General features: G+C 36.0%; 10 protein-coding genes and 1 pseudogene. 3 read left to right on the plus strand and 8 right to left on the minus strand.

The genetic code is table 11. The annotated features are described in order from the left end of the window. Positions 1–8: 8 nt before the first annotated feature. Positions 9–2,126, minus strand: a complete 2,118-nt coding sequence (locus I2F17_RS10650) for a TonB-dependent siderophore receptor (protein ID WP_211139896.1) — start codon at positions 2,124–2,126, stop codon at positions 9–11. Between the two features lie 326 nt (positions 2,127–2,452). On the opposite strand from I2F17_RS10650, the gene I2F17_RS10655 reads away from it, so the two are divergent. The 3 genes from I2F17_RS10655 to I2F17_RS10665 are packed head-to-tail and all read left to right on the plus strand — an operon-like array spanning position 2,453 to position 5,322. Further along, positions 2,453–3,523, plus strand: a complete 1,071-nt coding sequence (locus I2F17_RS10655) for an ABC transporter substrate-binding protein (protein WP_211139898.1) — start codon at positions 2,453–2,455, stop codon at positions 3,521–3,523. A gap of 30 nt (positions 3,524–3,553) precedes the next feature. Then, positions 3,554–4,549 (plus strand): FecCD family ABC transporter permease, encoded by a 996-nt coding sequence (locus I2F17_RS10660; RefSeq protein WP_196422616.1) that lies wholly within the window; start codon positions 3,554–3,556, stop codon positions 4,547–4,549. 2 nt (positions 4,550–4,551) lie between these two features. Then, positions 4,552–5,322: an ABC transporter ATP-binding protein gene (locus I2F17_RS10665; RefSeq protein WP_196422514.1), complete on the plus strand. Its 771-nt coding sequence runs from the start codon at positions 4,552–4,554 to the stop codon at positions 5,320–5,322. Here I2F17_RS10665 and I2F17_RS10670 read toward each other — a convergent pair. The 7 genes and pseudogenes from I2F17_RS10670 to I2F17_RS12605 form a co-directional block, all read right to left on the minus strand. Beyond that, a complete protein-coding gene (locus I2F17_RS10670) occupies positions 5,319–6,683 on the minus strand; it encodes a sensor histidine kinase (RefSeq protein WP_235985953.1) in 1,365 nt (454 codons plus the stop codon). The genes I2F17_RS10665 and I2F17_RS10670 overlap by 4 nt on opposite strands. A gap of 13 nt (positions 6,684–6,696) precedes the next feature. Beyond that, a complete protein-coding gene (locus I2F17_RS10675; RefSeq protein ID WP_211139900.1) occupies positions 6,697–7,383 on the minus strand; it encodes a response regulator in 687 nt (228 codons plus the stop codon). A 1-nt stretch (position 7,384) separates the two neighbouring features. After that, the gene (locus I2F17_RS10680) at positions 7,385–9,028 is read right to left on the minus strand and encodes a phosphoethanolamine transferase (RefSeq protein WP_211139902.1); all 1,644 of its coding nucleotides are present in this window, start codon (positions 9,026–9,028) and stop codon (positions 7,385–7,387) included. Between the two features lie 55 nt (positions 9,029–9,083). After that, positions 9,084–9,791: a phosphatase PAP2 family protein gene (locus I2F17_RS10685; RefSeq protein ID WP_211139904.1), complete on the minus strand. Its 708-nt coding sequence runs from the start codon at positions 9,789–9,791 to the stop codon at positions 9,084–9,086. A gap of 356 nt (positions 9,792–10,147) precedes the next feature. Next, positions 10,148–11,074: a helix-turn-helix domain-containing protein gene (locus tag I2F17_RS10690; RefSeq protein ID WP_211139906.1), complete on the minus strand. Its 927-nt coding sequence runs from the start codon at positions 11,072–11,074 to the stop codon at positions 10,148–10,150. A 108-nt stretch (positions 11,075–11,182) separates the two neighbouring features. Further along, the gene (locus I2F17_RS10695; RefSeq protein WP_211139908.1) at positions 11,183–12,601 is read right to left on the minus strand and encodes an APC family permease; all 1,419 of its coding nucleotides are present in this window, start codon (positions 12,599–12,601) and stop codon (positions 11,183–11,185) included. A 332-nt stretch (positions 12,602–12,933) separates the two neighbouring features. Next, positions 12,934–13,096 (minus strand): annotated as a pseudogene (locus I2F17_RS12605) (IS982 family transposase); the annotation flags it as partial.

The raw sequence follows: 13,096 nt of genomic DNA on the forward strand, positions 1-13,096 counted from the left end.
TTTCCTCGTTAAAACTTATAATTTACGGTTAAAAAAACTTCTCTTGGATTACCAGGTGTAACCCATTGTTGGGCATAACTTGAAGCATAATAGGTTTTATCAAACACATTATTTAATGTGGCTTGAAAGCGTAAATTATGACTTGCTTCATAATATGCATTTAAGTTGGCAATCGTATATGCAGGCAAATTAAAACCATTGTCTGCCATGCTACCCGAACGTGAAGACATATATTGTACATTACCACCTAAACCAATTTTTTGTTCGCCTGATTGCCATAAATCATAGCTTGCCAATAGATTTGCACTGTGTTTAGGGCTATTTAAAATACGAGCCCCTTGATAGTCGCCTTGGGTCACTTTTGCATGTGTATAGGTATATGCCAGTTTCACATTTAAACGTGCTGTTGGCTGTGCCCCAACATCTAACTCGACCCCACGGCTTCTTTCTTCACCGTTGGCCATATTAAATAAGTAATTATTGGGATTAGTTGCCAATACATTTTGTTTTTTAACATCAAATACAGACATCGATGATGTAAGCAACCCATCGAGTAATTTTGCTTTAGCACCTAATTCATAAGTCCAAGATTTCTCTGGATCAAACCCCTGACCGTTGATATCTAAACCTGAATTTAAATGAAATGCCTGACCCACACTTGCAAAAATAGACCACTGATCATTGATTAAATAATTCACCGATGCTCTTGGACTAAAATGGGTGAAATTATCCTTGCCTGTAATATTTGTTTTTTTATTCAGTAACGATTGTTTGTAGTAATCTAAACGCCCCCCCAAAAGTACAGACCATTGTGGATCAAGTTCAATAAAATCACTTAAAGTTAATGCGGCATTTTTTTGCACTTCTTTTGTGCTCGATACTGTCGTGGTCACAGCAGGTAAATTACTTGCATATACAGGATGATAAATATTAATAGCAGATGAATTAACACGTTTAGAATTACTGTCTAGCTTTAATTCACTAAGTGTTGTACCAATTACCACTTTATGTTCAACACCGCCTGTTGCAAACTCACCCAACAAATCATGATTCAGTAAATAACTGATGGTTTGATTATCACGCAAACGACGTTCACGATCCAAATCTCCATTAGCATTTAATTTTTTTAAAAGAGCTTCTCTAGGACGTGCTTCTGTTGAATACCCAGTTAGTTCATTGTTTTTATAGGTGAAAGAGGCTTGGCTTTTCCACGTATCATTCCATTGATGCTGAATTCTCAATTGTTGTAAATAGTCTTTCATGGTCAGTAAACCATCATTGGTTTGTCCCAAGAAACGACTCGTTGGAATCACGCCCAATTGATTATTTACTGCAACAACGCCACGATCAAACATGGTATGAATGGTTGAATATTCACTGTCATAATCAATTTGTGTTTGATCTGACACTTGCCATGTCAATTGTGGTGCCACAAAAACACGGTCATTTTTTACAAAATCTCGAAAACTATGGTTGCGCTCATATGCTGTATCTAAGCGATATGCCAAGGTATCTGTAATCGCATTGGTCGAACCAAGCGCAACACGATATTGATCGTGTGAACCTGCACGAACAGAGATTTCTTGTTCAGGACTAAATTTTGGTTTTTTAGTGACTACATTTAGCGTACCACCTGGGTCACCTGCCCCATACATGGCCGCTTCTGGCCCCTTTAAAAATTCAACTTGTTGAATATTCGACATATCTCTAGATGCAGATAAACCTAAATTATTAATACCGTTGCGTAAACTTGATGCACCAATGGTTTGATCTGTATAAAAACCACGAACAGAATAGTTGTCCCATAATCCCCCAAAAGGATTGAGTACAGAAACACCACTCACGACAGCCAACGTATCACTGATGCGCTGCACATTTGTATCTTGTAATACTTTTTCAGAGACCACCGCCACGTTTTTTGGTGTTTTCATGGGGTCAATGGTAAATTTTGTAGATGCATTAGATGGCGTACCTGTATAGGGTACTTTCACAGAACGATCTGACTGAAATGAAAGAGAATCTAGTACAGCAACATCTTTATGAGTTGATGTCTTTTGTTCTTCCGCTTGAGTCAAAGGAGTAACACACAGAAGGGTTAAAGGTACAAGGTTTAGCCACTGTTTCATGTTGTTTAACTTCAATAAAGTTTACGTTATAATATAACATTCTAACTAAAACCTATACACAAATTCAATATTTATTTAAGATTCATCATGTTGTAACTATATTATGTATACTTTATCAACAATTACTAAAAATATATAACATATTTAACACATTAAAAATAAAGACTTTTTAAATTTCAAATTAAGCAATGATTCTTATTTACTTTTTGAACTTTTTTTTCATAAAAATCTGCTTTTTTATGCTTTTTGTATCGAATATCGGTAAAATTCAGCCAGTTTTTTATCTTTCATTCAATACAGTAAGCAGGTGGAGAAATATTTTCAGCATGTCTATTCTTCATCGCCATATCCAACACGTATTGATCTATCTGCTGTATATTTCGGTTTTCATCTTTTTTTTGAGCGCATGCAGTGCTCCTGTACCTTCTGAAGAATCAACCACAAAAACGACATCTTCAGATCAGATTCATGTCACCGATGCCTATCATCAAACCGTAACATTATCACGCCCTGCAAAACGTATTGTGGTGCTATTTGAAGCCAGTTTAGATGATTTATATATGCTTGGTGCAGGTCATAATGTGGTTGGCATTCCTGCCAAAATTTACCACTCACCGAGTTTATTTTCGGCATATCGCCTTCTCGACACACGTATTGCACAAAAACAGATTGCCACACCTAGTAGCTGGGAAGCATCCACAAATTTAGAGAGTATCGTTGCGTTACAACCTGATTTAGTCTTGGTCAATTCAGCCCAACGAGATGTTATCGAACTTTTAAAAAGTATGCATATTGCTGTATATGCCGTGCAGTCAGAGAGCTACTCACAAACACGTAAAGAACTGCTTGATTTGGGTGAGCTCACAGGTACCTCTACGCGTGCCCATGAATTGGTACAATTTATTGAACAAGAAATTCAAGCCATGCAACACACTACACAGTATCCTGCACAACAGGTTTATTATGCTTGGTCGGGTGGACGTATTTTTTCAACCTCGGGGCGTAACTCGATGCCAAATACAGTCATGACCTTAGCAGGGACAGAAAATATTATTAAAAGTGACGTAGATCAACCCACGGTAAATCCAGAACATTTGCTAGAATGGAATCCAGATGTCATTTTACTTTGGAATTCAGATCCAGCTTTAATTTACGCACGTCCTGAATTACAGTCGCTCAAAGCGGTACAACATCGGCAAGTATTTAGCTTAAATCCCAGCTTTTTATTTAATCCACACACACCAAAAATTTTATTGGCAGCCAATCAATTACACCATTGGGTCAATCCCTTAATACAATCAACCGCCCATGCTCACCAAGATCAACAGCGTATCTTAAGCATGTTTTATGGCCCGATCATTGCAGAAAAATTATTGCAACTGGCTAAAAATACTTAAGGATTTATTTTGAAAACCTCTGTTTTTTTCATGATTTATGTGTTCCCCCTACCTTTCATTATTTTTTCTTTACTTATTGGCCCTTCTCAGCAATTTGGCTGTATTGATTATGCCCATGCTTTACTCAGCTTCGCTTTGCCAGCGCACTATTTTACCCAATACCACGCAACAGATTTGGCCATGATGCAAAATATTATCGTGAATATTCGTATGCCTCGAGTATTTTTAACGTTTATGGTCGGTGCAGCACTGGCTTCTTCTGGCAATGCCTTACAGGCTGTTTTTCGAAACCCTTTGGTTGATTCTTACATTTTAGGCATTTCTTCAGGTGCCGCACTTGGTGCAGCGTTAGCTTTACTCACGCAGTGGTTACCTGTACAAATTTCTGCCTTTCTTTTTGGTATCTTGGCTGTGTGCCTCACCTATGCATTTGCACAGCAACGTTATGAAAAAAGCTCGGTTGTGGTCATTTTATTGTCAGGTATGATTGTTTCTGGATTATTTATTGCTGGGCTGAGCATCGTACAATATTTAAGTGATCCTTATAAATTACAAGCCATTGTGCAATGGACAATGGGCAATTTACATCAAGCAACATGGAGCAAAGTGAATCAAGCTGTATTCCCTATTACCGTTTCCTTACTGGGTTTATATATTTTACGTTGGCGCTTAAATTTACTCGCTTTAGGACATTTAGAAGCGCAAGCTGTGGGCGTAGATCCAAGACGAGACCAAGCGATTGTGATTTTTTGTGTCACACTTGCCACCTCATCATCCGTTGCTGTCGCTGGAATTATTAGCTTATATGGCTTATTTCTTCCTCATTTAATTCGCATGATGATCGGACCTAATAATGCAAAAACAGTTCCTGCAAACATCTTTTTAGGTGGTTCTTTTTTATTATTAATTGATAATATTTCACGCACTTTTTCAAGCTTTGAAATTCCTATTGGTATTTTTACCATGTTACTCGGTGCACCTATATTTTTATATTTAATTCGTCGCTACAACATGAACTGGGCTTAACCATGACCAATATTTTTATTCGTGAGCTCAGCTTCCAACACCAACATCGTCAAATTTTAGATCAAATTAATTTACAGTTTAACGCACATCACTTTTCGGTGTTATTAGGGAAAAATGGAAGTGGAAAATCAACTTTATTTAATCTCATGGCGGGAATTTATCCGTTACAACATGGTGAAATTTTATTTGAAGATCAACCCTTACAGACCTTAAAAGGGCAACAACGAGCTCGACAATTTGGATTTTTAGCCCAAAACCATCAGAGTATTTTTAATTTTCAAGTCCTCGATGTGGTACTTACAGGACGAAGTGCATTTTCAGGATATAGACCGTCCTCTACAGATCAAGATCAGGCATTTAATTCACTTCAAGCGTTAGATATTCAACATTTAGCCTATCGAGATTACACCACATTATCTGGTGGAGAACGTCAATTGGTCATGATTGCACGTATTCTCACTCAAAACCCAAAAGTTATTTTTTTAGATGAACCAACCAATCATTTAGATATGTATTATCAAGCCTTTTTGATGGAAAAGTTGCAACAGTTAAGCCAGCATGGATATACCATTGTGGCCATTATGCATGACCCCAATTTGGCATTTTTATATGCAGATGATTTTTTCTTTTTAACGCAACAACGCATCATTAAAGCAAAAGATAAAGATCAAGCAACTTGCCCTCAACATCTACAACAGGTATATGGCTTAGCATTTGAGCAAGGTTTTGTCGCAGGTGAACCCATGGTTATGCCTCGAAAAAACACATATTAAACATCGGGCATTAATTTAAAACGTAAGCGAGCACATAGTCCTGAAAATTCTGTGGATTCAGTCAATATAAGCTCGCCTTGAATTAAAGCCAAAGCAGTATCTACAATAGACAGGCCTAAACCACTGCCAACTGCTTGATGCTGTGTTTCTATCAAGCGAACAAATTTATTGCGCACAAGTTTGCGTTGATGCTCAGGTATTCCCAAACCACTGTCATGAACTTCCACCACAATCGCTTGTTCTACAGCCATCACTTTAACCAAAATATTGCCCGACTCTGGGGTATACTTTACGGCATTGTCTAAAATATTTAAAAAAATACTTTCAATCGTGGCATAAGTTGCCCAAATTTTTGGGTGAATAATATCTGACTCAATCGCTATATTAAAATGCATGTGTTTTTTAAATATAGCCGCTTGTAATTGATTACTGGCTTGGCGCAATACATCAATAAGATCGACAGCTGTAAACTGTTCTACATTCATATCATCTTGATGTGCAAGTTTCATTAACTGTTCAACTAACCTTGCCATACGCTGTGTACTCAGTTGCAGGTCTGTCAGATTTTCTTGATAAATTGGGCTGTTTTGCGCTGTTCGCTGTAAAAGTTCAATATGTAACTGTATGGCAGTTAGTGGCGTTCGCAACTCATGTGCAGCATTGGCAACAAACAATTGTTGTTGGTTTTTTGCGTACTGTATCCGCTGAAATAAATAATTCAATTCATTAATAGCAGGTATAATTTCCGCAGGCAATTGGGCAATTTTTATTTCAGATAAATCTGAATGATGTCGTTTAGAGAAAACCTGTTTTAAATCTGACAGTGGTCTTAAATGCTTTTTGATCAATAAATGTAAGCCAAACACGCCTAAAGGCACAAAAAACAAATAAGGAAGCAACATATTAATTGCCAATTCTTTTGCAAGTGCAACTCTCACACGCATTAACTGGCTAATTTGTATTTGCTTTTGCCCCACAGGACGCACATAAATTTTCAAATCACCTCTAGAGGTCATTTGATTACTAAAATAGGCGTGCTCTGCAATCGGCATTAAATAACCATTGGACAATCCAGTTTGTTTTAACTCAGACTTTTCAACCACATCAATAAACACATCAGTTTCGTTATAACGATGTTGTGGGTTAAAAACAGATGTTTTAAAACTTTGGTTATGTACTTCTAAAAAGTTCGCCATTTCTTGCATTTGGCGATCAATCACTTCTTGTGATTCCTCTAATGCAATTCGATATGCCGAAATCCCAATTAATAACAATAAAACGAGACTAAAAATACAAATCGTGACCGACATACGCTCACTTAATCCATAGCTATAATATTTAGCACGTAATTTTTTTAGCATATCGAGTTCATCATTAATTTTTTTCGCTCAAAGGATTTAAGCAATATCCCAAACCACGCACATTACGAATGCGCTGCTTTCCGAGTTTCACACGTAAGTTATAAATATGTACTTCGATGGTATTACTATGAATATCATCATCCCAGTCATATAATTTTTGCTCTAACATATCTCGTGAAAAGATCTGATTTGGATACATCATCATCGGTTCAATAATGGCCCACTCTTTACTCGACAAAATAATTTGTGTGTCACCATCAAAAAAGCGATGGGTTTGAGGAAACATGCTTAATGTCCCCACTTTAAAACACACCTCTTCATCGCTATAGGCAGCACCACGGCGTACCACCACCTCTATACGTGCCAAAAGCTCATCAAAAACAAAGGGTTTGACAATATAGTCATCCGCACCTAGCTTCAATCCTTGAACTTTATCTTTTGTTTGGTCACGTGCGCTAATAATAATTACACCTGTTTTATGAAGGTTTAATGTTTTGCGTAAATATTGCAACACATCCACACCATCATATTCGGGTAAACCCAGATCAAGTAAAACAAGGTGATAAAACTGTTTAGATAAGCAATCGAGTGCCTCTAACCCTGTTTTGGCCCAATCAACATGATAGTTTTCATAGGTCAACAGTTGAATCGTTGTTTTACTAATCATTAAATCATCTTCAATGAGCAGTATTTTAATCATTTCAAGATCCTTCACAGCGATGAAGTAAGTCTAAATTAGGGTCTGCAACTTGTGTTTTTACATCTAGTAAATTTAAAACGGTTGGAAATAAATAATCTTGACTCACAGCATCATGTGCTTTTGCTTTCAAACAGGCTGAATATTGTTTTTTATTTGGCCATTGTTCTGAAAACCACAGCATCATTGGAATATGCGTTTGTTCTTTTGGGGCAATAATATAAGGTGCACCATGTAAGTACATGCCATTTTCACCTGTAGATTCACCATGATCAGACAAGTACATCATGCTTGATGCCACTGGCAATGCTTGCAATTGTTTGACCACACTACTCACAATATAATCAGTATATACAATGGTATTGTCATACGTGTTAATCAATTGCTCACGTGTACATTTTTGAATGCTGTTGGTGGCGCATGTTGGCGTAAATGTCTCAAATGCTTTTGGATAACGTTTATAATATGCAGGGCCATGACTGCCCACTTGATGCAATACAATCAATTGATTTGCTTTCAATGATTTAATATCTAAGCCTTTTAGATAGTTTTGTAGACTTTGCAACAATACCTCGTCATAACACTCCCCATCTCCATCACACCATTGTTTATACTGAGGTTGATCTTTAGGTATAATCACATGCTGAATACGATCACATGCGCCTTTACAGCCCGAATTATTATCAATCCATGTCACTTCATACCCTGCACGTTTTGCAATATCTAACAACCCCTCACGATGCGATGCCAAACCTTCATCATATTCTTTTCTTGGCATACCAGAAAACATACATGGTAATGAAACTGCTGTTTGTGTTCCACAAGATGACGCTGCGGTAAAATTCACAAGATCAATTTGGCTCAATTGTGGATTAGTTGGCCTTTGATAACCATTTAAACTAAAACTTTGTGCGCGCCCAGTTTCTCCAACCACCAAAACCACAATTTTGGGGGGTTGCCCTTGGCCTACAAATTTGGCATCGGTACCATACGCCACCAATGGAGGATTCCCCTGCTTAAATTGTTTTTTAAAATAACTACTCCCATTTGCAATAATATTTAGAGGAGAGATTTGTCCTTTCATTTCACGATGCTCTCTAAAAATCGGAGCATATTGGCCGTAAAATGAAAACAACCCTAAACCCGTAATAAACAATGTAATAAAACACACCATAATTTTTTGATAGATTGTTTTTAATACATGTTTCGGTTGAATTTGAATACACATTAAAAGAATCAGTGGAATAAATAAAAACTCCACAAAATGAATAAACAATGGCACAGAAATTAAATCTTGAACCTCATGTATATCTGTTTGCATCACATTTTGAATTTGTTCTTTTGTAATATCAATGCCCAATTGATTTACAAAATAACTGCTACTTGCTGTCAGTATAATTAAAAATACAGCAACAATTTTAGCAGTACGACGCCAAGATATGATTTGTAAAATAAAAAGATAAAGTCCTGTCAAAATTAAAAAAGTGACACATAAAAACAAAAATTGATAAAAACCATGAAAAGCACTGTACTCAGCGACTTTTTGGTAAAAACGAAAGTTTGCAAAGCCTGCCATCCATATGGCCAACAACAGATTAAATACAAACAAACTCATATTTAATTGTTTAAATTTAAAAGGTAAACGCATAACAACCATCAATATATTCACATATACATTATTACAGTACATCAACATGAAGAGTTTATGAGTACTGCAGGGAAGAGACTGACTTAACACCCAAAGAAAATGTCAAAAAAAGTTTATAAACTACAAGTGCAATGAGCCATGACCACCATAACGACCATAAATTATGGCTTAAAAAGTGCGCACCTCTCATGATTTGAACGAGGCTCATTAAACAACCGAGTGTCAATGCAAAGATCAGTCCAGTTCGTGCGATTTTAGGATAATCAACTCGATATGCAAAAAATAAAATAATTAAAGAAAAGCCCCCTGACGCATGCCCACCCGGAAAACATTTTGCACTTGTATGGATATCTTGAGACCACTGTATCATACCTAGGTGAGTACTCACCATAGACCAAGGACACGCGTGTTCAGAGGTCGATTTTAAGACGGCAATACAACTCACCGAGCACACCATAGAAAGCAAAACCATCAAACAAATCTTTTGTAATACAGGATTTTTCTTTGTAACTTTTAAGTACAAAAAAACCATCAAATGCGCAACAGCCACACAAATAACAATATATTTTAACCCATCATGACCTAGAGAAATTAAATAAGGATTATCTCTGTAGCTGTACTGTCCCAAAGCATTCACCCAAGGGGCAGATAATACTTGGTCGACATGACCTGCAACAGGTATAAAAAAATTTAAAACAATGCAACATATGCCCAATAAACATAAATTGATGGCATCAAATGTTGTTAAACCATGATTTGGCAAGACAAATACACCTAGAAGAAAGATGCTTGCATTATAAAAAGTTCAACATGAAGGTTTTCTTAGCCATAACTTCTAATACAGTGAGATTTAATACATCATTTTCATCGCCAAAACGTATGTATCATTTTAAGTACAATCTTGTACGCTTTTTCGTACACGAAGAACTGTCAAATGACTCTAATAAATAACCCTTAATCACCGTTAAAATACTTACATCGCAAAGGAGTTGTACATTCAAGACCGAATGTTGTGCAAAATGCGTAAGTATTACAGGACGTAATGCTTCTTTTTTCGGTGAAGATTACAAAAAGCCTGACAGGATGTTGGGCTTTTTCTATATTTCAAATATGAAAAAATTACCTCATATTTGACTTCAATGTGTCTGATGGCGATTCCAAAAATAGCCGTTTATAATCATACGCAAATTGTGATAAATGCCAAAATCCAAAGTGAGTGGCAACACCACCAATCGAGCAATTTTCTGTCATTTGAGACAACTCTTTTCTCACATTATTTAATCTTAAATATTTTAAAAATAAAGCTGGGCTCATTCCTGTCATTTTTTCAAAACAGCTTTGAAGTGTTCGTCTAGAAGTATTGGTCAACATACATAAATCTGAAATGGCAAGTAATTGATCACAATGACTTTTTGTGTATTCAATCACGGTGTTTACAACACAGGTTGCTTTTTTTGTAGACACCGCCATTTTTTCAGGTTGATGATCAATACTTTGTATCATTAATTCAATCAAGTCATACTGTATTTGAGTTCTTGTCCGCTCCGTTGCAACCAACATTGGGTGCGCCAATAAAGTATGAATGAATGTTTCAATTTTAGGATAAACAGCCCACTCTATTTGTTTTTGAATTTTAAATCCTGCACATAATTTTTCTTTTGTATCACCTTCAAAAAAAGACAGTGGAATACTTAACCCTAAACATACAGAATCTTCAGGGGTCATGAGCATCAGCTCTTCACTTCCCATAATGGCAATGATTTCATTATGTTGTAAATTTCTTCCTTGCCATATGATCGGTGTTTTATTTTTTACATACAAACCTATGTTCAAACAATGACGTTTTGCAGCCCCTTGTTGAAAAATTGAAGTAGAAAAGTATTCACGATAAACATCGATATTATTGAAATTTAATGTATCTAAAGCACTTTTAAATTGGCCTGTAGAGATTTGGTTATATGATAATTCCCAATCATGAAACATTTGTGCATGATGATTAATTTCAAGAATATTCGATGCCTTACAAAAACTATTTTTATGATCCATAATAGTGAGTATGATCTTTTTAGATATAACTCCATAAGCAAAATATAGACCAAGCTGGTGTAAATAGCATCTTCTCTCACTCAAAATACTATTTACACACCTCTGTGACTAATGATCTAAAAGATGAATCATTTGCTTTTTATGTTGGTATTTAATGTGCCATGCTTTCAAAAGCCCAAGTACAATCGTGATTGGTATGATCCACGGCAGTGCCAACAATACTGTAGAAGACGACCCACTAATGACTTTTAAGTTTCCAAATACGTTAAACAACACATAACTCATCCCGACTGCTGCAATGCTAGGCGCAAGAACAGCACTCCACACAGACACTTGAAGATGTCTATTGTGTCTAAAAAAACGAATAACAGCAAAACATACCCCAACCTGAAGGGCTAAAATAGCCATACTCCCAAGTACAGATGACCAAGCAAATACATTATTCATAGGGTCAAGTTTACATAGTCCAAATAACGCAAGCATCATTATCATGAACATACCTTGTACGATGCCTGCCACATACGGTGTTTGATGTGTTTTATGAATATATGCCAGTTTTGACCATGCTAATTTGTCACGTCCCATAGTAAATAAATAACGCGAAAGTGAATTATGAAATGCTTGATTAGCAGCAAAAATACTGGTGATGAGTAAAACTGACATGACCTGAACTGCCCAATGTCCAAGTAATTGTTCCGTCATACTAAAAATCAACGTGTTCGCATCAATAGAAGAGAAATTAATGCTTTTATTGAAACTCATCAAATGCTGTATCACTGCCCAAGCACTAAACGAAAAAAACAATGTGATAATAACCACGGCAATAAATGTGGCTCTAGAAATATTTTTTTCAGGATTTTTACATTCTTCGGCATAAAGTGCAGTGGCTTCAAAACCAATAAAAGAACAGATAGCAAAGACCATGGCAATACCAAAATGCCCGCTCAAAATATTAGATGGTGCAAATGAACTAAACTCAATGGTTGGTGCATGTTTTAAAATGGCATAATCTAATAATATGACAATACCGATTTCTAAAAGCATCAATAATCCAAGTACTTTTCCGCCTATTTCTACTTTAGAAACCCCAAGAAGAATGACAACCATTTGCATTAGAATTGAATAGCCCCACCACGGAATCAATGAATTTATTTGAAAAGATTTTACCAATTCATCTGTAAAAAAACCAAACATGGCACTCAAAGCAAACTGCATACAAATATAGCCAAGTAATGCTAAGTTTAATCCCGCCAATCCCATTGAAAAACCTAACCCCTGCTTGATATAGGCATAAAAAGCCCCTGAATCAGTGGTATGCTTACTCATTGCCACAAAGCCAAAACTAAAGATCACCAGCAATATACCTGCAAGCAAATATATACCGGGCACACCCGCCCCATTTCCTAATGAAAAAGCAACAGGAAGTACACCAACAATTCCTGTTAGCGGTGAAGCGGCTGCAACCACAAAAAATACAATAGAAAATAGCCCTAGACTTCCAGATTTCAATTTATGTTCAGATGACATGTTTTACCCTACTCATGTGACTTTTATCTGAGTTTAGAGGTGCACGTATTTTAATAGTTATCGAAATTGAGCAATATTTTTAAATATTTTTTATTCACATATGATTGATTATTTTTTATATATTTAAATCATATTTAGTCACATAATCTTCCATTTATTTTATGCATTAAATTTATGCAAAAAAAATCCAGATGGTAAAAAATTGCATTAAAAAGGTGCTATCTAAAAATTAAAATATATAGATTATATTGATTCATTTTAAAACAAATCATTGATTAAATAATTTATTGATGTCGTTATTTATATTTTCACTAAAATAACCCGAATCCTGTTTAAGCCGAAGCACCGATGATTCGAATGTTCGGCTTATTCTTATGACAAACCTGATACGCACATAAAGATGCATAAATTCCTGCTAAATAGCCTTGAACACTTCTCGCCTTACTTGTCACTAAGTTGTATTTAGCTTTCAACAAACCAAACAATGTTTCAATC

The sequence above is a fragment of the Acinetobacter baretiae genome, from assembly GCF_015627105.1.
GTDB classification, from domain to species: Bacteria; Pseudomonadota; Gammaproteobacteria; order Pseudomonadales; family Moraxellaceae; genus Acinetobacter; species Acinetobacter baretiae.